Genomic DNA, 22,755 nt, shown 5'->3' with positions numbered 1-22,755 from the left:
ATCAACATTTATTAAAAAGAATATGGGATTATATTCCATAGATTTAAAAGAATTATTTTTAAGGTTTTATTTCAATCCAGCGATTTTATCCAGTAGATCAGTGCGGGTGACGATTCCGATCACATTTCCAGGTTTATCCACTACGATTAAGCGGCCGATCTGGTTTTTGTTCATGATTTCAATGGCGTCGGCGATGACCACATCTTCGCTCACAGTGATGGCGTTTTTGGTCATTATATCCACCACTTTCATATCTTCACGGGATTCTGCCAGTGCTTTGCTGATGTCTGAGAGGGTTACCATACCCATGATTTCCCCATCATCCATTACTGGAGCTCCTTCTATGCCTTTTGTGGATAAAACCCGAGCTGCGTCTCTGATTGTGGTTAATCCATCCAGGGTTATGGGGTTGGGTGTGGCTACTTCCATTACTTTCCTTTTGGGGATGCTGCGGATCCCAGTGGTGTCCAGGAGAAGTATATTGTCCATATCATCCCTTCCAACCACCACACCGTCTACTACCAGTTTATTTACTGGTGTAGGACCCACACGGATTTTATCCCCCAGATCCAGGATTTTAATGTTCCCCACTGCTTTAATGGCGGCTTCACATTCCCCCGGGTGAGGGATACTGGTGAACTCAATTTTAGCCACTGATATATCTTTTACCAGTTTTCCACCTTTATAGATGGGTACCATGCTCTTTTTATCCGTGTCCTGAATATTTAATGTATGGTAAGCTTTGATAGTTGGTTTGTAGCCTCCCCTAGGTCCGGGTACTCCTTTAACCAACCCCAAACTACGAAGGGACTGCATCTGATTACGGATGGTTCCGGGATTACGGTTCATTATATCCGCTATTTCCTCTCCTTTTACAGACATGCCTTCTGAATTGCGGTATAGGTTTATGAGACTCTGGAGTATTTCTTTCTGAACTGATGTGAGCATTGTAATCACCGGGGGCTAAACACAATATATCAAAGTTTTATTATGCAATATGATATTAGTTATAATTTACCATTATAAATAATTATCATTAATTGTCATTTTTGAGTATATATAAATCTTTGGTATTACGCCTTATTTTTTAGTCTTACAAAAGAACATTCATTACTCGGAGTAAAAACTTGTGGATTTTCCATATGAATTTTGTTGAAGAAGTAATAAATTGTTAGGGGGCAACTAGCCCCTATTTTATTCTTATTTTTAGTTAAAATGTAAGTTGGAAAGGAGTTTTGGGATGGGGGTTATCATAAATACAAATATAATTGGAATAAAGCTATAATTTAATCCATATTCAAATATTCGTCAACATCAACTTTATTCCCAGATAAATCTCCATATACAGAAATACCAATTAATAAACCAACTGAAGTTAAACGCGCATCTGCAATAGGTTGCCACATATTATGGATTTCTTGACCAGTATAAGTACTCGTAAATTCCCCAGAATGCCAACTCTTTAAATTTTCTTTATGGCCTAAATGTGTCAAATAAGCACTATGTCCTACAATAATCGTATTAGAAGGTGGAATTATACAAGAAACAGAAGATAGATGATTAACATCAATTTCACCTACATTTCCAATTGGAGTCAATTGTGAGAGATTATCTAAAAGACATTTAGTCCACCACTTATCGGCTTCTTCTTCAGATAATTTGGGTATTTTTATTTTCTTTGAAATATACATAAAAAAACCCATAATTCCTAATATTCGCAGATGTTTAAGGGAAAGGTGTGGAACAGCATCAACACCCATACTATAAACTATGGCTTTTAATGAATCTTCTTCTGCTTGAAGCCTACTTGAAACTATTTGTGCTAATAGTTTGTGTTTTTCTTTAGAAGAAGTTCTTGCAGATGATATAAATGCTTTATATAAAATTGCAGAAAAATCAGGGTCTGAAAGTGCATGTTCCATGCATTTTTTCATCTCTTCATCATCATTTATCTTATCTTCAAGTATTTGAAGTCTATTACCTAACTCTACCATAAAATCGAGGCCATTTGCATTAGCTTTTTGTTGTGCTTGAGGATTATGGTCTTTGAAATAATTTTTAAGCCATTTTTCTCCATAACTCCATGACCTTCTCACGATTTCTTGAGAAAAACCACCAATAGCTCCACCAATTACAGATGAAGTAAAAGGATCTATTGTCATAATTTACACCTTATCCAACTAAACACCTGTTTTTATAGCTTTTACAATAAGACCAACACCAATTCCTGAAACATAAGGATCATTAACAATATTTTTAATTTTATCTATCAAATTTTTCTTTTCATTATCAGGAATCTCTTCAGATTCTCCAATAACATGTATTAAAGCATTTAAGTAAATTGTGGTATTGTAATTGTTTATATCGCCTAAAGCGAAGTTTTCAACCTTTTCAATGTATAAAGCAGGAAATAAATTATTGAATTCAATAGGGTTCTCAACTAGATTAATCCCTTTACTTTTAATTTTAACAAAATAAACTTGCATGGTTCTTTCTACATCGATATAACCCTCATTTTTCTAAATAATCAATATTGAAATTCAATTCATTATATTCAATACCTAATTCTTGCTTTAATATTCCCTGTGGTATTTTTCTATAAGTCTCTCTCGCACGATTATACAAAAACTCTAAGATTTTTCTTCTAATTTTCTGATTGTCCATCTTATACCCCTTTTAAATTTATTGCTTGAATCTAAAATAAAGTCAAACCATCCTCTTTAATTAATCTAATATCCACTAAAAACCGATCATTAGGATTTTTACTTTTCAAATCTTCTAGGAAATTATTGAATCCCAATAATTCTAGATATCTATTTGAAAATTCAGCTAACAAATTCGTGGCCGCCTTAATAAAATGAAATGGTTCCAAATTTAAGGTTCCTCTCTGGGTTTCGTGAACTCCCCAGTTTGTTAAAGAGATGTAAGGCAGTTTTTTATCACCACAAGAACGAATATGGCTCTTTAATTCTTTATTAATTTCAAAACCACCCATTTTCAGCCCATTTTCAACTGAAAATGGACGATTTATTGTTGTTTCACGGTGGATAATCAGTTCTCGTAAAAAATAAATATTCTTAATGAATTCAACATTTTGGATAGTTAAATTGCGTAGTTCTGGATTTGTTTCTCTAACTGCTTTTAAAAAGTTTCTACCTGCTTTAGGATTCAATGAAGTCGTATGCGGATATTTGTCTCCTTTAAATTCTAAATTATATTTATTTTTAGTAATTAAAGCTAATGAATCAAAAATACCCGTTATTAGAGAGATAGCATAATTAAAATGATACATCATATCATCTAATGTATCATTATTTACTCCTTTATAATATTGGAACCCTATTTCATCTACACTCCTCAAAAGATAAACAAATCTTGTTGAAAAAGCATCTAAAAAGGGCTCATCAATGAGAACACCTACATGAAAGTGAGGAATTTTGGATCTAAATAAATACCAATACCAACTACCTCTATTACAGCCATATTGTGGATTTGATTCAGGCTTTGCCGACAACAGATACTTATGATGATACCTTAAAAACAAACCAATTAATTCCCTTGATTCATTAGCAGATAAAATATCTAAATGATCCTTTATTTCTTCAGAAAGATGACTGGCATGATGATACAATTCTAATCTATTTTTAAGTAAAAGTCCATTATTAGTTAATAAAATGCCTATATTCTCTCTATTAAACTTATTCACAGTTACATGAACAAAAAATAAATTCAAAGCATTAATTTCATGTTCATTTAATGATTTTTTATCGAATAATTTTTGCCCAACTCTTTTAATGTAGTTAAAATCATGATCTGCTAAGATTTTAGAACGTTTAGAATATTTAATAATTTCAATTTCGTGCAGATTGTCTTTTTTATCATAATTTTCAATGAATTTTGGAATTAATTGAAGTTCTTTAAATGAAGTAGGGAAAGGTGACCTAATTATATTTAAAAAATCAGATTTTAAATACTTCAAAACTCTTTTTGCATCTTCATTGTCATCATGAAGAGCATTATCAATTGATTCTGAATCAACGAGAATTTCTAATATTTTATTATTCCCCAACAACTTCTTATTCATTAATATAACATAAGAATACCGAAAATAAATACTTTCATATTCAAAAAAAAATAACCCTCTAAGCCTCACCTTTCAACTCTTTCAACTCTTTTTGCATCTCAGAACCCCTATCAGAAAGCCGGTGATTTTCTATTTTGAGTTTTTGGAATTCTTCCATGGTTATTGGTAGTCTTTCGGTGATGGTCACGTGTTCCATTAGGTTATATAAACATTTTTTAGGTCTTCAGGGTCAGGTGTATAATATGTGCTGCACGTACTGGATCATGATATTTATGACCCATCATGTGCTCCTGGATTTCTTCGGGCATACTTGCGTTTATTAGTTGGGTGTTGAAGAACTTCTTCATCATGTGGCTGGTGGATTTTCTAAACTTCCCCGATTCTTCTTGTTCCCATTTCAAATACCGGTTAATTAAACGAATTATTAATTGTTTTGGCAGATGAAGAATACGAAGCAAAAACATGACATTAAATTCACATCAAAAGAGGTTAAAGAACATTTCACTAACAAACTCTTTTTTTTCATCTCCAAGACCTGTTTTTGTAAATCCCGGATTTCATCCAAGGAGAAATTTACTCGGGAACTTTTCACATTTAAGTTTCCAATATAGCAGATAATTAATTACTACTAAATTAAATAAATAATCAGGATTAAGACAAGGTGGGAAAAGAATTGGCTAGAGAGATTGAAGATATTGAGGGAAGTCCTTTAAATAATAAGGAAAGGATTCTTGAAGCAGCTACTGAACTTTTTGCTCTTAAGGGCTATGATGCTACCAGTGTGGATGAAATAGCTAGTAAAGCAAATGTATCCAAGCCCCTTATCTATTATTACTTTAAAAGTAAAAAAAATATCCTGGAAGAACTGATAAAAAGATACATAAAAAGTTATATTCCAGAAAAAGAGGAGTATATCCATAAAATTACTAGTATAAATAAAGAGGACCTTTACCAACGCCTTGATGAGAGAATGAGCTTCTTCAGTCAGAATGATAAAGCATTGAAAGTTATTGCTATGGAACTACTTAAGGAAACCCCAGAAAACGAATCTATATTGAGTATGATTAATCCTCTCTTTGATACTGCTATCCCGAAAATAGAACAGATGGGTGTTGATATTGAAGATAGAATGGATTTAATTGTATCCACTTTTTTCTTTGGAACAGCCCCAATTTTAATTTTGATGTTATATGGGGATAAATTCTGTGAATTTTACAAAATAGACCGTGAAGAGCTAAATAAACGATTTTTTAACGTTATGAAATCTATATACATTGATTTCTTTGTAGAGCAGTTTGAGGCTCAGAAAAAATAATTTTAACACATTCATTACTGACTGGTCAGTAAAATATATAAGCAAATAGTATCATATCCATGATACGGTAAAAGGTGTTTTGCTTAAAAGAAAATGTCATATCATGATAAAAACTAAAAAAGAGGATTATGATGGATCAAAATGGAAAATCCGATTTAGGGAGAGTTCGAGAATTAGTGGGAGATGAAAGAAAATTCCTATGGAATCCACTATCCAATGTAATTCTAGTTGCAAGAATAAGGGGACATGTATCGGGAAAAAAGCTACAAAGAGCAATTAATAAGGCAAAAAAGATGCATCCCCTCCTATCATCAAGAGTAGTATATGATCAAAATAATAAAGCATGGTTTCACAATGACCATGTTCCCGAAATACCTTTTCGTGTGGTAGAATGGAAATCTGAAGATCAATGGCAGGAGGAACTAATGTATGAAAACAGAATTCCATTTAAGATATTTGAAGGTCCTTTAATTCGTTTTGTTTTATTAAAATCACCTGAGGTTTCAGATTTTATGGTGTTTGGTCAGCACGCAATATGCGATGGCCGGGGACTCGTTTATCTCATCAGGGATATTTTAATGCACACTGCAGAACCAGAAAGGGAAATAATTCAATTACCAATTCCACCTATGCTTTCATCTGAAGGTCTTTCTCCATATGTTACATCATCAGGGTCTTTTAAAGAATCTTTTAGCAAATTTTTTAAGAAATTCATGATTAACCGGATGAATAAGAATTGGCAAAAAGACATAACTACTTTTGATCAGGAGGACTTTGAAAATATCCACAGAGCATACTGGCAGGAAAATGAATACCGTATTGAATGTATAGAACTATCAGAAGAGCAAACAAATAACCTGGTGACAAAATGTAGGAAACATAACGTAACGGTGAATTCAGCATTAAGCACTGCATTTTTAGCCGCATATCAAAATATATCCAGACCATTTAAGGGTAAAAAGAGGAACGTGGCTTTACCCATTGATTTAAGGAGTCGAATGAAGGTTCATGATGTTTTATGCCTTTATATAACCCGAGTTATGTTTAAATTCGATTATAATCCTAAAAAAAAGTTCTGGGAGAACGTTGAAAAGTTCCATAACACTGCAATCAAAGAAATCGAATCAGCGAATCTATTTGAACCATTCATTACTATAGAAAAAATGGATCCTACGCTTATTGATGCTATAGCAAGTTTTGGAGTCCTTGCAGAAATTGTGCCTCCTGATTTCACCCGGTATGAAAAACTATCCACATTTGCCCATAAAAAGAAAAACGAAGCCATTAAATTAGCCCACCGCTTTTTAAAATTAAGTCCAGGAACAGTGATGACAAATCTCGGCAAGCCGGATATTCCTGATGTTTACGGGGATATGAAAATTGAAAAAATGTATTTTGCACCATCCACAGATGAGCGTTTCCCATTAGTTATAGGGGCAATAACCTCTGGAGATAAATTGGTAACCACTCTTAATTATGTCGAAGAATCCAGGACTCAGGAAATGAAAGAAATTAACGAAATGGCTTTAAATTTATTGGAATTATAGTCTAATTAATCTCCAATCTTCAATTATTTTTTTTCTTGTTATTTTTATCTAATTTGACTAATAAATCCATAAAAATATATTCTTCCCACCAATAAATATCCCTTACCCTTTTATTTCCTGAGCATGTGGTTGGTTGCTTTGTTGAAGCCGTCCTTGTTGGGTTCTCAGTTCATAAATTTATTTATTTCACGTTAGGAGTGCTAGATGGCCATAGTTGTTATATGGTCTCCACCCGATAAAATAGTTATCTGAATAATTTTTTCATTATCCGCCAATTGCTGTGATGGCCAATTATTGCTTTTGAATATACTTAAAAACTAAATTTTTAATCTCTCTTTTTTAAGATAAAAAAATTTCAATAAAATTAATATTTAATTTTAAAAATTACCCTATGCCCCTTCAATGGATTCCATTAGGGCATAAAAATACTTTGGTTCATTAGTTTTATATAATTGGTACCATGCTTCCAGTGTTTCGGTTTTCATTAAATTTGTTCTTTTTAATATTTCATATGAAAACTCTAATGGGGCAATACCACTAGCGGTTATTAGATTGTCGTCTGTAACTGCTGGTTGATTTATATAGAAATTTTCTCCGATGTATTCAGGACAAAACATTTTTAAAACTTCTAGGTCATTGCTGGTATGTTTTCTATTGTTTAATATTCCTTTATTTGCAAGGGCTATTGTGGCTCCACAAACTGCGGCAATAATTACTTTTTCATCTATAATACTGGAAACAATATCTATTATTTTTTTATTTTCCTCTTCTGCCCATGTGTCGGCTCCGGGTAACATAAGTAAATCATCTTCCTCAAACTTGATATTATCAATATTCTCATCTGGAGTAATTGTAATACCGCCCATTGTTTTTATGGGTTCTGTGGTATTCCCAATTTTTATAAGCTCAACCGGAGGTCTTTTTTTATCCAAATATCTGCCACTATTGAGTTCAGCAGTTAAATAACCGATTTCCCAATCGGCTAATGTATTTAATATGTATAAATATACTTTCATAACATTTCCTTAAGCATTAATGGCTATAATGTTATCGTTTTCTGAGTAAAAATTCGTCAAAAAAAAGCACTTCAGGCCCCACCCTTCAATTCCCGCAACTCCTTTTTCATTTCCACTACTAGTATTTGTAGTTCCCTGATTCCATCCATGGAAAAATTAACTGGTGAACTTTTGATATTTAAGTAGTCGATACGTCTCAGGTAACTTTTTTGGAGGTCATCTGGGTCGGCTAGGAAGCATGCATCCCGGACCCTATCCTTAAGCTTATGGCCCAAACATGCCCCTATTTACTCAATCCCCCTTTAAAAAAAAATATGTATTTTAAAAAAGATAATAAGATTGGGGTGAAACAAATGTGTACAACATTTAGTATACAAACAAAAGATGGAAATAATTTTGTTGGACGAAATTTGGACTTGGCATATAATGTAAATGAATGTCCCATAATTCTTCCGAGAAATTACTTGCTGGAAGATAAAGTTACTGGAAATATGCAAACGACTGACAAAGCCCTTATTGGCATTGGGACTGTAATTGATGACCATCCGTCCCTGGTTGATGCCATGAATGAAAATGGATTAGTCTGTGCTGGTCTGAATTTTGAAGGATTCGCACATTTTGAAGAAAAACCAGTACCTGGAAAAACAAATATCACACCTTACGACTTCATTTACTGGGTAGTCTCCAACTACGATACAATTAATGAAGTTAAAAGTGCTCTTTCTAACATAGATTTAGTAGATGTGCCCTTAAATGACCAGACACCAGTACCCACACTCCACTGGATGATAACTGATAAAACCGGTAGGTCAATTGTAGTTGAAAAAACTAAAGAACAACTTGCAGTCTTTGATAACCCCGTGGGAGTGATGACCAATCAACCAACCTTTGACTGGCATTTGATGAATCTAAACAGATACCTGTCTATTAGTCCTAATCAACCCGAACCAGTGAAGTGGAGTGACCAATTATTGCAGATTCATGGTGTTGGAGCTGGTACTCTGGGACTTCCAGGAGATTCTCATAGCGTTACCAGATTTGTGAGAATTGCCTATGCCAGAGCTCATATGCCATTTCTGGAGGATGATATCAGTGCTGTGACCCAATGTATGCACATGCTTGATTATGTAAAAATGGTAAAAGCAGGGGTTTTAACTGAGGGAATGGAAGAAAAAACAACATATTCTGCTTGTATGGATCAACAAAACGGCATCTATTATTACAAAAATTATGGAAATAGTCGAATAAATGCCGTTAATATGCATAAAGAAGACTTGAATGGTGACGAATTAATAAAATGCCATTATCTAACAACACAGGATATAAATTATCAAAACTAATTACTTGTTGAAAATGGAATTATATTCCCTTCCTTTTTTTATATTAAAAAGTAGCTTTTTGTTTAAAAAATGCAGAAAAAATAACCCCCTTCCAAGCCTCACCTTTGAGTTCTTTAAACTCTTTTTTCATTTCCAATACTAATATTTGCAGTTCCCTTATCTCATCCATCGAATAATTAACAGGGGAACTTTTCATACCTCAGGTAAGTTTTCCGGAGGTCATCTGGGTCTGCTAGGTAGTATGCATCCCGGACCCTGTCTTTAAACTTGTGACCCACACGTGCTCCAGGATTTCCACGTGGATTCCTGCATTTATCAGCTGGGTGTTGTGAGAACTTCCGTAACATGTGACTGGTTGCTCTGTGGTAGCCGTCCTCATCCGGTTTCCAGTTCAGGAATTTGTTTATGTCACGATAGGAGTGCGGGATGGCATTGTACACCATAACTACTTATAAGCCCATGGAAATAGATTATAAATGGGGGAGTAAAACATGTATAAGACTTATAATAACATCTGGCAAAGATTAGGGGCTTTCCTAGGGCCAATATTAATAACTATTTTTATCTGCTTCAAATTTACAGACCCTAATTTTTCATGGCTGGCTTTTTTATACTGGATTCATTTACCACTGGTCATGATCCATGAAACAGAAGAATATATTCTCTCCCCAATCGGGTTTGAAAAATTTGCCAATTATTACACGGTGTTAAGTAAAGATCCACCAGAGGAAGACTCACCACTATCCCCGGCTTACAAATTATTCGTAAACATGTCCATATGGATCTGGGCTGTACTGGGTGCATTACTGGTTACTGTTTTACCATGGGTTGGTATGGGGTTAATATTCTTCCAGTTACTCATAAATGGCATACAACATACCATTATCTTCCAGATAAAAAAACCAGGATACAATCCCGGATTTTTAACCACCTGGTTGGTTTTAAACCCATTTTGTGTGGTAACCATATTCTATGCATACTATGCCCATGCTTTAAACTCCCTAGACTGGCTACTTGCATTAATATTAGGTGTTGGTTTTATAGGGATTTTGCTTCTAAAAACCACCAGTAAACGTAAAGAAGAATAAATACTAATTTTTTTATTTTATTAATTTGTTAAAGTATCTATTTGATTATTTTCAAACTAAATATCCCCTTTCGGCGCAGGGAAAGGAAAAAATGTAGGCTAAGTAAAAAATTCAAGATTTTTATGTATTATTTTTTGAAGAAAAAAATAAAAAGTTGAGGATGGCAAGTTTTTGGATAAAAATGGAATCAGTAGGGGGTTTAGATTAAATATTAAATATGTATATCCCCATCAACAATCCTACAATTATACCTACTATCAAAAGGAGGATAGCTATAATATCCTTCATTTTTTGACCCACATGTTCCATTCTACTAATTTTCGAAAGTTTATAATCATGAGTGACGTCATATGCGCCTATAATAATTGATAATGTGAATAATATTGCTAAAATGTAATTACCCAGCCTATTTCCCGAATATGATGGTGAAGATAGCTGAAAGTAGGTTAATATTAAGGAGATTACCAGAATTAATGTAGCAATTAAAATAAGAATTTTATCATTATCATATTCTTTACGTTCAAATATACTAATTATTATGGAAAATAGACCCATACCTCCAAGAAGGATGTAATGAGTAGATATGGATGGAGCTATGAGAGAAATGCCAATAAGTAGGAAAAACAGGGGGTTTCCATGCTTCATTTTACCATTCTCTTTAAATTTTTAATAAATGGATAACTTAAATTCTAATGAGGATTTACACGGTTTTACCATCTTTATGATGAATTGATCAAAGTAATATAAAAACTTAATTTTATAATCTTATCAATCAAAAAAATAACCTCTAAACTCACCCTTAATCTCTTTTAACTCCATTATTCCCCTTATAACTACATCAAAAATCCTTTTATCCTTCAGTTTTATCTACGAATCCCATAAATTGAATAAATATGTTTATAGCACATGGTAGGGGAATTTACCGGACATTAAAGAAAGATTTTGCATGCCAATCGTAATTATATTAGAAATTTAATCAACTTACAATATTAATAAACAGGATAATCATAGTAATCTAAGATTATCTGGAAAATTTTAATATGAGGGATGATGGGGAGTAATTCAAAATGGAAAATATTTATAGGAAAGTAGTAATAGCTGATTGGAAAGCAATTATAGCTGGTTCTGCTACAGCAATAGTGCTGGGTGTTTTTTCTTCCTTTTTATTGATGTTATCTCCGATTTATTCCTATGGAATATACCTTGGATTCATAATCGGTGCTCTGGTAACCGGTTATATGGTCGGAGAAACCTATGTGGCAGGAGCAAAACACGGGATATTGGTGGGCATCACCACTGCCATGATATTATGGGTAGTAGAAATTATCTACGATTTAATTTATCCCCCTGAGGCTTCAGCAATGGCAGTTATTATCGCAGCAAGTTATGCACTAATTCTTACATTAATCGTGCGTTCCTTGGTGGGCTCAATTTTTGGAGGCATTGGTGCAGAAATAAAGATTAAAGTAAAATCATCATCCAGTGTAATAGATGATTAAACTCTATTACTATAATTTGTGGAGTAGAAAATTTAACTCTTCAGGGTCTGCTACTTGTATTTACTAATTAGATTAGCTGATTAAGTCATAAATTAATTTTCAGGACTTAATCTGAATCTGGAAAACAATCCCATACCTATGACAAATATTATGGCAGTTAGGACTGCGCTCCAGGCCAGGTCATAAGTAATGGCGCTCAATCCATTTCCATATATCAAAACTGATTTTAATGCATTTAAAATATGAGTCCAGGGAAGTATATCATATATCTGGAAAGATCGACCCATGATTTCACCTACGACTACTTGGGGAAGCTGGAAAAATGCTCCAACCACGAAGCTGGTAGGTACCACAACCATTATCCCTAAATTAAATGCTTGAGTGTCATTTTTTGCAAAAGAGGCGATAATCATTCCTAATGCAATAGAACCGATTCCTCCAATGACCCCTATAAACATGGCCAACACAATGGAGTTTAAACCTCCTTGCCAGTTGAAACCCATTATCAGAGCAACGGTAAGTAGAATTAAAACCTGAATAGCTGCCACTATTGACCATGGAATGAGTGCACCAAATAACATGTCAAATGAACGCATTTTAGATATCCTTAAACGAGCTAAAGTACCTTTTTCCACTTCCCGGGTCAAACTGGCTGCCACTGTAGTGGCTAGAAGTAAGATAGCAAATAGCATCATTCCCGGAGCCAGAAAGTCAAACTGGGAAAAAGATTCCGTCCCAGAGACTGATCCTACATCTCCCTCAAACAATTTTAGAGGTTTAACCGAAGATCCTGATGTCTGGCTTTGAATATTGGCCACCAAATTATCTTGATAGTCCTCTATTATTTTAATTAATACTACTTGAGAAACTCCAAAGCCCATACTGGATGAATCTCCGCTAATACTTAGTTTAAGGGTGTCATTATTATTAGATGATGTTGTTCCTGTTGTCTGTGCAGCAATTGAATTCTCCATTTCATCTACAATAGTTTGTGAAAAATTTTTAGGAATTACAATCATTGCATCAGCTTCTTTAAGCTGTATAAGCTTATTTGCAGAAGATTCTGAAGCATTTATAACATTAAATAACTTTACATCACTATCTTCATATTCAGAATCACGGAAAATTTCTGTCAGATTATCCCCAAAATTAACCTCTTCATTGGTTAAAGGCATCTTTGCACCTTCATCAAGGTTAACAACTACTAGATTATAAGTTTCATTAGTCTGACCCATATTCCCATAGACAATTCCAAAAATAATCATGAAGAACATTGGAAAGAGCAGTATCATGAAAAGACCTCTGCGGTCTCTTATAAGTTCTTTAAAATCTTTAATAGCTACACTAATGAATTTCATGTTATTCCCTCAAACTGGTTCCAGTTAATTCAATGAAAACATCCTCCAATGTATTGGGATGCAGTGATAAATCAGCGACCTCAGTATTCATGTCCTGAACTTTACTCATTATCTCTGGAAGTTTTCCAACCCCATTTAAAGTCCTTATATTTATTTTACCATCAACTTCAGTAACTGAATCAATATTTTCCATGGTTTTAAGTTTAGAAATCACTTCCTGATTCATTTTAGAATCAGCCAAGTGTATCTCCACTATATCTCCCTCACCAAACTCTTTTTTAAGATTTTTAGGAGTATCCAGTCGTAACAGTTTTCCATGATCAATTATGGCAATGCGATCTGAAAGCCCGTCTGCTTCATCCATTAGATGTGTGGTTAAAATAACTGTTTTTCCTTCTTTATCCCTCAATGAGCGGATATAATTCCACAGAACCCTCCTTGATTGAGGATCAAGTCCTTCTGAAGGTTCATCCAGAACCACTATCTCTGGAGAGTGTATTAATGCCATAGCTAAATTTAATCTGCGTTTCATACCCCCTGATAAGTTAGAAACCAGCGTGTTTGCTTTATCCATTAGTATGAGGTCTTCTAATAGGTTTTCTACCCTAGTTTTCAATATGTCATCTGGAACTTCGTACATTTCCCCCATGAACTTCAAACTCTCTTTACATGTAAGGCTTTCCCATAAAACTATATCCTGAGGACATATTCCAATTTTAAGTCTATCTGCTTGGGCAATGTCTTTGCCATCAACCAGTATTTGACCACCAGTTGGGCGAAGTAAACCTACCATCATCTTGATGGAAGTGGTTTTTCCAGCTCCATTAGGACCTAAAAATCCAAATACTTCCCCTTTTTTTATTTTTAAATTTAGATTATCTACTGCTACAAAATCTCCAAAAGATTTAAAGAGGTTGTTCGCCTCGATTATAAACTCGTCCACCATAATACCTTCTCAGCGTTCTTTTTTTTATCAATATCAAGAAATTTACATATAAAATGGTAAATATTTAATTATAACTCCATTAACTAATTATAACTCCATTAAATTCTCTAAAAACCCTATAGAATTTTTAATTTCACTTATCCCCTGTTCTAAAACCGCCAAGGCAATAGGGGACAGATTTTCACCATATTTCTGTTTTTTCTCCAGTGTATCCTGTAGTTCCTGTTTTTTTGATTCATACAATGGTTTAATTACACCCAGACGTTTCTCTTTAGATATGTAGTCAAAAAAAACAGCCTTTACCATAAATTCAAAATTATCAATATCTGGCTCGATAGGCTGAGCTACTATCTCCAGCAAGTGTTTTCTACCTTTTGGAGTGATGTGATAAACTTTTTTGTTAATGCCTTTTCCAGGCATCTCCTTTCCTTCAATTAATCCCTTTTTCTCCATTTTTGCCAGTGCAGGGTATAAAACATTGTTATTAATTTTGAAGTAAGGATTTACAGTTTCTCGAATATTTTTCTTCAATTGGTATCCATGGCTAGGTAAAAGAAAAATCATACCCAGTATTATTAAATCGTTGTTTGCCATTTTATCGACTTTGCACCCTCAACTTGTTAATATTCAAAATGGTTTTGTTAGGTTAATTAACATAGGTTAAAACTAACATAAGTTATTTTTAACATATGAATCTATTGAATTTAATACAAAAATAACTGCACGATAAGAATAACCGCGATAAGAGCACCCGGGAACGTAATTTGCTGTAATATTCCAATTCAGCCACCAAATACAATCAGCTGAGCCCTCTGCTAACCAGTTATACGGTCGGAGAAGCTTATGTGTAAGCAACAGCACATGGGATATTCCTTAACATGTGGCTTGTGGATAAATCGGTTAAGATAAATAATTCATCTGTCAATAAATTTAATTAACAATATTTACTGAAATTGACAATATTTTCTTGGGGGTTTACTCTTTGAATTCTGAAAAAATCGTGAAAACATTAAGCATGAAAACAGACATTCCTTTCTCTGAAAAAAAAGAAGATCCATCGGTCATTGACCCAGAAGGCCGCATAACTCTACAGTTTAGTGAAGATGTGGATATGAGCACTGTTCCAGATGGAATAAAACTTTACAGAATTAAACCTGATGGGAACAAACAAGATGTGGATGTTAAAATAAATGTTGATAATAATTCACCATCTGTTCTTTATATTAATAAATCTGAATCCATTTCAGAAGGCGAAGAGTATAAACTTTCCGTAACCAGCAAAGTAAAATCCATGAATGGAACATCTCTAAAAGAAGAATTTACGAGCTTTTTTGCTGTTGATTATTCATTTAATCTGGAATTAGAGGGTATTTCAGATTTGAACAGTGAAAGAACCTTGATAATCTGTATTAGTGACCTCCATTTAGGTGCAAATGATAGCTACGCCGAACTTACCCAGAACCGGGTGGCACTGGTTAATTTCCTGGAACAGGTTAAAGATTCCCCAAATGTAAAAGAACTGGTTATAGCCGGTGACTTGATTGATGAATGGTTCATACCAATGCATTTAGACACATTCAATGGGAAAACGCAGTTGGACTTCACAAAAGCCGTAGCTTCTAACAATAAACCAGTAATGGATGCATTTAATAATATAATAAAAGAAGGCAAGGTAAAAGTGACTTATGTGCCTGGAAATCATGATTTATTGATAAATTCTGAGGATATTCAAAGTATTCTGACAGGGATATCTGAAGCTCGTGATGTGCGAGGTCTGGGAGCATATGTTCCACTGGATTTGCCTGAACTACTCATAGAACACGGACATAGATACAATTTTTACTGTGCCCCGGATTATTCCAACCAGTCTTTATCCCAAACCGACACCATACTACCCCCAGGGTACTTTTTTACCAGGGTGGCAACCAGTTCAGTGGTGCAGGGTCACCCCCAGATAGAGGTTGCATTTCCCCCGGTTAATAAAAATGAACTGGGAGAGATCCAATTTCTCTACTTCCTTTACTGGAATGTTTGGAAAGGCCTTATAACTGATTTCCCAATAAAAGAGGGGCTGGATGCAAAAGTCATAAACACACAGATAGACGGATTCACTGAATTTTATGCCATAAATGATGTTTTACCCTACCAAAACTCAGAAGATGGTTACATTGATGTTAACTTGTATAAGGGAATTATTGAAACCTGGGATGAGAGGCAAAATAAAAATTTAGTTCCGGTTAAGATTCCAACCAACGAAGCAGTACTTAAAGGGGCTTTTGCAAGTCATCTAGATGACCAATCAAGTTTACAATTCTTCAACAATCCTGATTCAGATAAAAAAATTGTTATATTTGGACATTCTCATGAGGCGCGAGTGATAACGTCTTTCAATGAAAACCAGGAAAAACAGGTCTATGTAAATTCTGGCACATGGATAGATAAAAATAAGTGTACCATGACCTTTGTAGTCATTATACCTCCAAAAAGCGAGGATTCAACTTTAACTTATGTAAATCTTTATCAATACACTCCAAGTGGGAATATCAAAAAATTAAAGTCAGAAGCACTCCAGATCTAAATAATTTAAACATATGGAACTATTAGAAAAGATAACCCCTCTAAGCTCACCCTTCAACTCTTTTAACCCCATATCCAAGATAATATCACACAACAGGATGTCTTGTATTCCGCTGATCTCATCAAGGGGGAAATTACAGGGGAACTTTTCATATTTAAATAGTCAATAATAACGTAATGAATAATAGGGGAGATTACTATGGATTTAACTATTTTATGGCTGGTGCCTGTAGCATATTTTGTACATATTTTAGAAGAGACACCACGTTTCGTTCCGTGGGCCATTAAATATATTGGTGCTCCTGAAACATTTGGGCAGTTCGTTGTGGGAAATGTTATTTTCATGGCTTACGTTATCATAGCCACTTCTCTGGCAATATTTTATCCCAGCGAATTAACCCTGGTTATCGGTTTATCCGCTGCTGCATGGATATTTTCAAACTTCTTAATCCATGCATACTACACCCTACGTACCGGTGAATATTCTCCAGGGGTTGTGACTGCCAGTGCAATATATGTTCCAGTTTCATTGTATATTTACTACAACTTTTTAGTATCTGGAATGTTAAACAACTTGGACCTAGTATTGTCCATAATCATTGGTTTTGCAGTGATGTATGTTCCAACCATGATACAGGAAAAGAGAAAAGGAAAAAGATAGGAAAACCAGTCTTTTTCCACTTATAAAAAACAATTTAAGCATTAACTTACATTTCACCCCAATAAACTCGCCTTTCCTTAAAAATTATTAATTTAAAAAATTAAACCACACCCCCCAACTCTTTTAACTCCTTCTTCATCTCCAAAACCATATCACATAGACGACTGTTTACGTCTGAGTTCTCGGATCTCTTCCATTGGATATTGGTAGTCTTTCAAATATTCACCTGTCCCATATATTTGATGTAGACTTTTTCTAAGTTCATCGGGGTTGGGAAGAAGTCTGTATAACGTACTCTGTCTTTAAATAATGTTTTTCTAATGCTAATTTATTTAAATCTATAACACCACTTTACACTAGATAAAGACATTTGTATATGGGTTAAAATTAGCATAGATATTTTAATTGCAGCCATAATGGTTAAATAAAGCTTATTATTTGTGATACTGTTTAATTTCAAACATACTGGCTGTAAATATGACTAAACCACCGCCTAACAAAATTATACTAAATGGATTGAATCTGCTGTTAAATAGAGAGCTTAAACCCCATATTATGTATAAAATTCCTAGTAAAATTCCCCTATTTGACTTTTCTAATTGTACTTTTTCAGGAGCCTCATTTATAGAACTGCGTAACTTCCGCATCATGTGACTGGGACCTTGAAACCACCTTCATTTGGCCCCAGTTAAGGAAGTAGAAACTAAATAGTAATATTTAAAAGAGAGTCATCACTAACGTAGTACTAGAAGCAATATTGTTACTATGAGAAGGTGATTTTTTAAAAGAAATTGATATTTCCTCTTAAGTGGGTTAAAAAGGGTGTTAAAATAAGTTATTTAGGGAATTAATTTCTTTTTCACCTGTTTAAATTGAATTAGGAGCGTGAAACATGAAAAAAGCTTACAAATATGGTTTAATTGGATATGTCCTGGTTATGATCTGCAGTACACTAATCCCGATAATATTCAATAATGAACAACTCCAGGCAATGGTAATATTCCCCCTAATCATAATTTTAGCCTACTGGACTAAAATAAATGGTAAAGAGTTGGGTTTGGAGTTTGGAAGTTTAAGAGATTATGTTTGGGCTATTCTGTATCCCCTGAGCATTTGTCTAATCATTATAATTATTGCCCTGGTAACTGGGAACATGGGGGAAATTAAATACCCTAACGAAATGACCGGGAAAATTGTTTACCTCTTTTTCTATACACTTATACTGGCATTTGCTACTGAAGAAGGTTTCTTCAGAGGGTGGCTCTATGGAATACTGAAACGGGATAAAATGGATCCCAAATTAATTCTCCTACTCACTGCAGTAGCATTTTCCTCATGGCATTTACCTCTCTTCTTCCTGGATCCATCCTTCACCTGGAGTATGCTTCCCATATACATTACTGGTGGCATTGTCAGTGGGTTAATCTTCGGGCTACTCCGGTACATTTCAGGATCTATAATTGTATCATCATTCTCCCATGCCCTTTGGAATACCCTTGTTTACAGCCTATTTGGCATAGGTAGTGGCATTGGTATTTTAGGGATTAAAATGACCAATATTTTTAGTCCAGAAAGTGGTTTGTTAGGATTGGCCTGTGGTATCCTGTTCATGGCCGTTTTATGGTTCTGGACTTCCAAAAAAATAGGTTTCAAGTATCCAACCAAACAAGAATAGATTTAAACTATTCTTTCTTTTTTGAGAACCATACCTATTCCTCATGGCGAAATTATCTTATTTATACACAATTTTAATCTTATCCCTACGCTAACAGCAAATATCAGATAATAAATCAATATTTATGCCCATTTTATTCTTTCAGAACACCAACTCTTTCCATGTTTAAGGAAAAAATGTTTTTATAGATGTTCTTTAGAGATAAATGATAATAAATATATTTCATTCTATTATTTGGATAAGGAGAATTTAACAATGTGGGAATCTATTGGCACTCTTCTGCATGGTGATCCAGTTGATAAGGCAGAAGTAAAACGGATGCGGGATCTTGTATTATTTGAAGGTAGGGAACGTAACAAAAAGATAGTGAAATTTTTCTTCTTGCTCATTCTTTCTTCAGGTATTGCCACCTATGGACTTCTGGGAGATTCAGTAGCTGTGGTTATTGGAGCTATGATCATCACACCACTCATGTTACCAATTATGGGGCTGGCTTTTAGCATAAGCGCGGGTGATAGTAGTTCAATGAAACATTCATTACTGTTAAGCATTGGAGGGATTATAACTGCCATTGCAGTGGGGTTCTTTTTGACCTTACCCCTGAGTCACTTTTACCAGCCTGAAAGCATTGAACAGGTTATGGTTCGGACTGCACCACGACTTTTGGATCTTCTTGCGGCCCTGGTTACTGGTTTTGCCGGTGCTTTTGCCATGTCCCGTCATGATGTTTCTGATACATTACCGGGGGTAGCTATTGCCATATCCCTTGTTCCTCCACTGGCAAATGTGGGGATTCTACTTGCAAGCTCCAATTATTCCCTGGCTATGGGCAGCATGCTACTATTTATGACCAACTATTTTGCCATAATAATTACCGGAGCTGTCCTTTTTGGAGTTATGGGCTTTTCGAAGATATCAATTCTAGAGCAATCTTTAAGTGTTAAAAGAAAAGGTATTGCCCTGGCCTTAGTAATGGTGCTACTGATTTCAGTCCCTCTGGGATTTACTGGTTACAATATTTCCATTGACCACGGCATAACTAAAACTGTAAACGATGCATCAAATGTTTGGTTGGTTGATAGTGGGTATGAGGTGATCTCCACTGAAATTACATCTGACAAAAATGTACTTCTACGGGTCATAGGGGATGGAGAACTACCAGCTCTGGAAAGACTGGAGGAAATGGTCAAGGGAAAGATTTATGGAAGAAGTATTAAGGTTGAGGTTGTCCATTCAAGCACATATCATTTAAATCATAAATAACTTAATTATAACCTTTTTTTGGGAATATATCCCTGCAGAGCTAGTAATTCTTTCTTCGGACTCTTTCTTATTTTTCTTTCTCTTAATCCGCTCATTCAATAAAAAACAAATATCTTAAACAACCATTAATTATACGGGGAAAAATATGGGTGATATTACAATTCTATTGGTAGAAGATGAAAGCGTAGAATCCATTGATATTAAACGCACCCTGGAATCCTTTGGTTACCAAGTTCCATATGTAGCCCCTAATGGTCAAGAAGCAATATATAAAGCATTGGAACTCAAACCAGATCTTATTTTAATAGACATCAATCTGGAAGGAGAAATTGATGGTTTTGAGGCTATTTCTAAAATTAAAGAACTTGATATACCTTTTATTTATTTAACTGCTCATCCTGAAGAGTCAACAATTGAAAAAACCAAAGTTACAGAACCTGAACGATACATAATTAAACCTTATAACTCCACAGAACTTAAATATGCCATAGACCTAGCAGTTCAAAAAAATAGGATCTGGAAAGAATTAAAAATAAGTGAAAATAAATATACAAATTTTTTTAACCATATGAGTAATGTTATGGCAGTTTATGAAGCTGTTGACAATGGAAAAGACTTTATTTTCAAAGATTTCAAGCAGGCTGTGGAAAACATAGAACACATTGAGAAAGAAGATGTTTTTATAGGAAAACGTGTGACAGAAATATTTCCTGAAGTTAAAGATTTTGGTGTTTTGGATGCGTTTAAAAGAGTCTGGGAGACAGGAAACCCAGAATATTTTCCAGAAAACAGGTATAAAGATGGAAAAGACCCTGGAAGCTGGAGGGAAATCTGGATATATAAACTACCTACTGGAGAAATAATAGCCATATACAACGATGTCACTGAATGTAAGAAAGCTGAAAAAGAATTAAAAACTCTTAATAAAGCTTTGAAAAAACGTGACGAAGAATTAAAGTATTTTATTGAAAATGCACCTGTTGCTATTGCAATGTTTGACACCCACATGAGGTATATTGCCGCTAGTTCACGTTGGATTAAAGATTATAATATTCAGGGGATGAAACTTCACGGTGCATCACATTATGATATTTTTCCGGAGATTACTGACGAATTGAAAGAAGTTCATCAGCGTGCTCTTGCGGGTTCTATTATTAGTGTTGATGATGATGAATTTATTCGTGCAGATGGGAGTATTCAATATGTTAGATGGGAAGTACGTCCATGGTATTTATCCTCAGGTGATATCGGTGGCATTGTAATTTTTAGTGAAGACGTTTCAGAACGTATGAAAGCAGTAAAAGAACTTCAGGATAATGAAGAAAAATACAAGACTCTTTTTGAATCAAATCCTGATTACACCATATTAATTGGTTTAGACGGTGTGATTTTGGATGTGAATTCTTCCGCAGTTAAATTTACAAATCGATCCAAAGAAGAAATTATCGGGAGAACATATGCAGAACTAGAATTATTTCCAAAAAAAGACCTCAATTTACTAATGGAGAGTTTTGCTGATGTTCTAAAAGGAGAAATAATTGGACCATTCCAAAACAGATTAGTGAGTAAAGAAGCCAATATCAGCTGGGTTGAAACACAATTGGTTCCCATAATGAAAGATGGTAAAGTTTATTCAATTATGGTTATTGCTGAAGATATCACCTCTAAGAAAAAAGCTACAGATCAGTTAATAAAATCCATTAATGAAAAGGATCTTTTGCTGAAAGAAATCCACCACAGGGTTAAAAATAATATACAAATAATTTCCAGCCTTCTTAACCTCCAGAAACAACATGTGGACAGTGATGAATTTGTCAATATTCTTACAGAAAGTCAGAACCGGATAAAATCAATGGCCATGATACATGAAAAACTCTATCATTCTGGTGATTTAACAAGAATCAACTTTGCAGAATATATTGAAACACTGGTAAGTGATCTTTATATTTCTTATGCAATTTCCGCCCGACAAGTTACACCAGTTATTAATGTAGAAAATGTGAGATTCAACATCGAAACAGCAGTACCATGTGGGCTCATAATAACGGAACTGGTATCTAACAGCTTAAAACATGCTTTTCCAAGTGGGAAAAAGGGCACATTAACTGTTGCACTAAAAACCAGAACTGAATGGAATGAACTGGTAATCAGTGATGATGGGGTAGGATTCCCAGAAAAATTTAACCTGGAAGACTCTAAAACCTTAGGCTTACAACTGGTGAATATCCTATTAAAGCAATTAGACGGAAAAATCACCCTCAACCAAAACCACGGAACTCGTTTTAAAATAGTATTTAAAGAATTAAAATACAAAAAAAGAATTTAAGGAATTAACCTAATTTCATAGGGTTCATTAAAAATAAGGATATACATGTTATTAACCAAA

General features: G+C 34.4%; 24 protein-coding genes. 10 read left to right on the top strand and 14 right to left on the bottom strand.

What is annotated here, in order from left to right; genetic code table 11:
* Positions 1–66 precede the first annotated feature (66 nt).
* The 7 genes from BK009_RS01515 to BK009_RS12305 form a co-directional block, all read right to left on the bottom strand.
* On the bottom strand, positions 67–948 hold the full coding sequence (locus tag BK009_RS01515) for a CBS domain-containing protein (RefSeq protein ID WP_100906629.1): 882 nt from the start codon (positions 946–948) through the stop codon (positions 67–69).
* 338 nt (positions 949–1,286) lie between these two features.
* A complete protein-coding gene (locus tag BK009_RS01510) occupies positions 1,287–2,162 on the bottom strand; it encodes an LPO_1073/Vpar_1526 family protein (protein WP_100906630.1) in 876 nt (291 codons plus the stop codon).
* Between the two features lie 18 nt (positions 2,163–2,180).
* A complete protein-coding gene (locus tag BK009_RS01505) occupies positions 2,181–2,486 on the bottom strand; it encodes a hypothetical protein (RefSeq protein ID WP_100906631.1) in 306 nt (101 codons plus the stop codon).
* A 25-nt stretch (positions 2,487–2,511) separates the two neighbouring features.
* Positions 2,512–2,664: a hypothetical protein gene (locus BK009_RS12315; protein ID WP_157809470.1), complete on the bottom strand. Its 153-nt coding sequence runs from the start codon at positions 2,662–2,664 to the stop codon at positions 2,512–2,514.
* A 31-nt stretch (positions 2,665–2,695) separates the two neighbouring features.
* A complete protein-coding gene (locus tag BK009_RS01500; protein WP_157809471.1) occupies positions 2,696–4,084 on the bottom strand; it encodes a hypothetical protein in 1,389 nt (462 codons plus the stop codon).
* A 58-nt stretch (positions 4,085–4,142) separates the two neighbouring features.
* Positions 4,143–4,280 carry a hypothetical protein gene (locus BK009_RS12310; RefSeq protein ID WP_157809472.1) on the bottom strand — a complete coding sequence of 46 codons (138 nt, stop codon included), beginning with the start codon at positions 4,278–4,280 and terminating at the stop codon, positions 4,143–4,145.
* Positions 4,281–4,299: 19 nt separating this feature from the next.
* The gene (locus BK009_RS12305; RefSeq protein WP_157809473.1) at positions 4,300–4,485 is read right to left on the bottom strand and encodes a hypothetical protein; all 186 of its coding nucleotides are present in this window, start codon (positions 4,483–4,485) and stop codon (positions 4,300–4,302) included.
* 272 nt (positions 4,486–4,757) lie between these two features.
* Here BK009_RS12305 and BK009_RS01495 point away from each other — a divergent pair, with 272 nt between their 5' ends.
* Both BK009_RS01495 and BK009_RS01490 read left to right on the top strand, forming a co-directional pair.
* The gene (locus tag BK009_RS01495; RefSeq protein WP_157809474.1) at positions 4,758–5,399 is read left to right on the top strand and encodes a TetR/AcrR family transcriptional regulator; all 642 of its coding nucleotides are present in this window, start codon (positions 4,758–4,760) and stop codon (positions 5,397–5,399) included.
* 131 nt (positions 5,400–5,530) lie between these two features.
* Positions 5,531–6,946 carry a condensation domain-containing protein gene (locus BK009_RS01490; protein WP_157809475.1) on the top strand — a complete coding sequence of 472 codons (1,416 nt, stop codon included), beginning with the start codon at positions 5,531–5,533 and terminating at the stop codon, positions 6,944–6,946.
* 389 nt (positions 6,947–7,335) lie between these two features.
* Here BK009_RS01490 and BK009_RS01485 read toward each other — a convergent pair whose 3' ends face one another.
* On the bottom strand, positions 7,336–7,962 hold the full coding sequence (locus BK009_RS01485; RefSeq protein ID WP_100906635.1) for a type 1 glutamine amidotransferase family protein: 627 nt from the start codon (positions 7,960–7,962) through the stop codon (positions 7,336–7,338).
* A gap of 71 nt (positions 7,963–8,033) precedes the next feature.
* A complete protein-coding gene (locus BK009_RS01480) occupies positions 8,034–8,237 on the bottom strand; it encodes a hypothetical protein (RefSeq protein ID WP_100906636.1) in 204 nt (67 codons plus the stop codon).
* 78 nt (positions 8,238–8,315) lie between these two features.
* On the opposite strand from BK009_RS01480, the gene bsh reads away from it, so the two are divergent.
* Positions 8,316–9,302: a choloylglycine hydrolase gene (bsh, locus tag BK009_RS01475; RefSeq protein ID WP_100906637.1), complete on the top strand. Its 987-nt coding sequence runs from the start codon at positions 8,316–8,318 to the stop codon at positions 9,300–9,302.
* Positions 9,303–9,478: 176 nt separating this feature from the next.
* Here bsh and BK009_RS12585 read toward each other — a convergent pair whose 3' ends face one another.
* Entirely contained in the window at positions 9,479–9,649 is a 171-nt protein-coding gene (locus BK009_RS12585; protein ID WP_232727995.1) for a hypothetical protein, read from the bottom strand.
* Positions 9,650–9,793: 144 nt separating this feature from the next.
* Here BK009_RS12585 and BK009_RS01465 point away from each other — a divergent pair, with 144 nt between their 5' ends.
* Entirely contained in the window at positions 9,794–10,390 is a 597-nt protein-coding gene (locus BK009_RS01465) for an HXXEE domain-containing protein (protein ID WP_100907628.1), read from the top strand.
* Between the two features lie 204 nt (positions 10,391–10,594).
* Here BK009_RS01465 and BK009_RS01460 read toward each other — a convergent pair whose 3' ends face one another.
* Positions 10,595–11,035: a hypothetical protein gene (locus tag BK009_RS01460; RefSeq protein WP_100907629.1), complete on the bottom strand. Its 441-nt coding sequence runs from the start codon at positions 11,033–11,035 to the stop codon at positions 10,595–10,597.
* Between the two features lie 422 nt (positions 11,036–11,457).
* On the opposite strand from BK009_RS01460, the gene BK009_RS01455 reads away from it, so the two are divergent.
* Entirely contained in the window at positions 11,458–11,889 is a 432-nt protein-coding gene (locus BK009_RS01455) for a DUF5518 domain-containing protein (RefSeq protein ID WP_100907630.1), read from the top strand.
* Between the two features lie 92 nt (positions 11,890–11,981).
* Here the strand turns inward: BK009_RS01455 and BK009_RS01450 are convergent, their stop codons facing one another.
* The 3 genes from BK009_RS01450 to BK009_RS01440 form a co-directional block, all read right to left on the bottom strand.
* Positions 11,982–13,247, bottom strand: coding sequence for an ABC transporter permease (locus BK009_RS01450; protein WP_100906641.1), 1,266 nt, complete (start codon positions 13,245–13,247; stop codon positions 11,982–11,984).
* A 1-nt stretch (position 13,248) separates the two neighbouring features.
* Positions 13,249–14,190: an ABC transporter ATP-binding protein gene (locus BK009_RS01445; protein WP_198517231.1), complete on the bottom strand. Its 942-nt coding sequence runs from the start codon at positions 14,188–14,190 to the stop codon at positions 13,249–13,251.
* A 90-nt stretch (positions 14,191–14,280) separates the two neighbouring features.
* Complete coding sequence (locus tag BK009_RS01440; RefSeq protein WP_100907631.1) at positions 14,281–14,787, bottom strand: PadR family transcriptional regulator; 507 nt, start codon at positions 14,785–14,787, stop codon at positions 14,281–14,283.
* 388 nt (positions 14,788–15,175) lie between these two features.
* On the opposite strand from BK009_RS01440, the gene BK009_RS01435 reads away from it, so the two are divergent.
* The 5 genes from BK009_RS01435 (at position 15,176) to BK009_RS01410 (ending at position 22,695) form a co-directional block, all read left to right on the top strand.
* Positions 15,176–16,771 (top strand): metallophosphoesterase, encoded by a 1,596-nt coding sequence (locus tag BK009_RS01435; protein ID WP_100907632.1) that lies wholly within the window; start codon positions 15,176–15,178, stop codon positions 16,769–16,771.
* A 198-nt stretch (positions 16,772–16,969) separates the two neighbouring features.
* A complete protein-coding gene (locus BK009_RS01430) occupies positions 16,970–17,431 on the top strand; it encodes an HXXEE domain-containing protein (RefSeq protein WP_100907633.1) in 462 nt (153 codons plus the stop codon).
* Between the two features lie 892 nt (positions 17,432–18,323).
* Positions 18,324–19,106, top strand: a complete 783-nt coding sequence (locus tag BK009_RS01420; RefSeq protein ID WP_100906647.1) for a CPBP family intramembrane glutamic endopeptidase — start codon at positions 18,324–18,326, stop codon at positions 19,104–19,106.
* Positions 19,107–19,361: 255 nt separating this feature from the next.
* Complete coding sequence (locus tag BK009_RS01415; protein ID WP_100908819.1) at positions 19,362–20,369, top strand: DUF389 domain-containing protein; 1,008 nt, start codon at positions 19,362–19,364, stop codon at positions 20,367–20,369.
* A gap of 145 nt (positions 20,370–20,514) precedes the next feature.
* Positions 20,515–22,695: a PAS domain S-box protein gene (locus tag BK009_RS01410; RefSeq protein WP_100908818.1), complete on the top strand. Its 2,181-nt coding sequence runs from the start codon at positions 20,515–20,517 to the stop codon at positions 22,693–22,695.
* Positions 22,696–22,755: the final 60 nt, after the last annotated feature.

It is taken from the genome of Methanobacterium subterraneum, from assembly GCF_002813695.1.
GTDB lineage: Archaea > Methanobacteriota > Methanobacteria > Methanobacteriales > Methanobacteriaceae > Methanobacterium > Methanobacterium subterraneum.
This window is presented reverse-complemented; position numbering and strand designations above follow the sequence as displayed.

Excerpts from the sequence above, each read along its gene's own strand:
- BK009_RS01515 (WP_100906629.1), bottom strand. The coding sequence starts at position 948 with ATGCTCACATCAGTTCAGAAAGAAATACTCCAGAGTCTCATAAACCTA.
- BK009_RS01510 (WP_100906630.1), bottom strand. The coding sequence starts at position 2,162 with ATGACAATAGATCCTTTTACTTCATCTGTAATTGGTGGAGCTATTGGT.
- BK009_RS01505 (WP_100906631.1), bottom strand. The coding sequence starts at position 2,486 with ATGCAAGTTTATTTTGTTAAAATTAAAAGTAAAGGGATTAATCTAGTT.
- BK009_RS12315 (WP_157809470.1), bottom strand. The coding sequence starts at position 2,664 with ATGGACAATCAGAAAATTAGAAGAAAAATCTTAGAGTTTTTGTATAAT.
- BK009_RS01500 (WP_157809471.1), bottom strand. The coding sequence starts at position 4,084 with ATGAATAAGAAGTTGTTGGGGAATAATAAAATATTAGAAATTCTCGTT.
- BK009_RS12310 (WP_157809472.1), bottom strand. The coding sequence starts at position 4,280 with ATGGAACACGTGACCATCACCGAAAGACTACCAATAACCATGGAAGAA.
- BK009_RS01490 (WP_157809475.1), top strand. The coding sequence starts at position 5,531 with ATGGATCAAAATGGAAAATCCGATTTAGGGAGAGTTCGAGAATTAGTG.
- BK009_RS01485 (WP_100906635.1), bottom strand. The coding sequence starts at position 7,962 with ATGAAAGTATATTTATACATATTAAATACATTAGCCGATTGGGAAATC.
- bsh (WP_100906637.1), top strand. The coding sequence starts at position 8,316 with ATGTGTACAACATTTAGTATACAAACAAAAGATGGAAATAATTTTGTT.
- BK009_RS12585 (WP_232727995.1), bottom strand. The coding sequence starts at position 9,649 with ATGTTACGGAAGTTCTCACAACACCCAGCTGATAAATGCAGGAATCCA.
- BK009_RS01465 (WP_100907628.1), top strand. The coding sequence starts at position 9,794 with ATGTATAAGACTTATAATAACATCTGGCAAAGATTAGGGGCTTTCCTA.
- BK009_RS01460 (WP_100907629.1), bottom strand. The coding sequence starts at position 11,035 with ATGAAGCATGGAAACCCCCTGTTTTTCCTACTTATTGGCATTTCTCTC.
- BK009_RS01455 (WP_100907630.1), top strand. The coding sequence starts at position 11,458 with ATGGAAAATATTTATAGGAAAGTAGTAATAGCTGATTGGAAAGCAATT.
- BK009_RS01450 (WP_100906641.1), bottom strand. The coding sequence starts at position 13,247 with ATGAAATTCATTAGTGTAGCTATTAAAGATTTTAAAGAACTTATAAGA.
- BK009_RS01440 (WP_100907631.1), bottom strand. The coding sequence starts at position 14,787 with ATGGCAAACAACGATTTAATAATACTGGGTATGATTTTTCTTTTACCT.
- BK009_RS01430 (WP_100907633.1), top strand. The coding sequence starts at position 16,970 with ATGGATTTAACTATTTTATGGCTGGTGCCTGTAGCATATTTTGTACAT.
- BK009_RS01420 (WP_100906647.1), top strand. The coding sequence starts at position 18,324 with ATGAAAAAAGCTTACAAATATGGTTTAATTGGATATGTCCTGGTTATG.
- BK009_RS01415 (WP_100908819.1), top strand. The coding sequence starts at position 19,362 with ATGTGGGAATCTATTGGCACTCTTCTGCATGGTGATCCAGTTGATAAG.
- BK009_RS01410 (WP_100908818.1), top strand. The coding sequence starts at position 20,515 with ATGGGTGATATTACAATTCTATTGGTAGAAGATGAAAGCGTAGAATCC.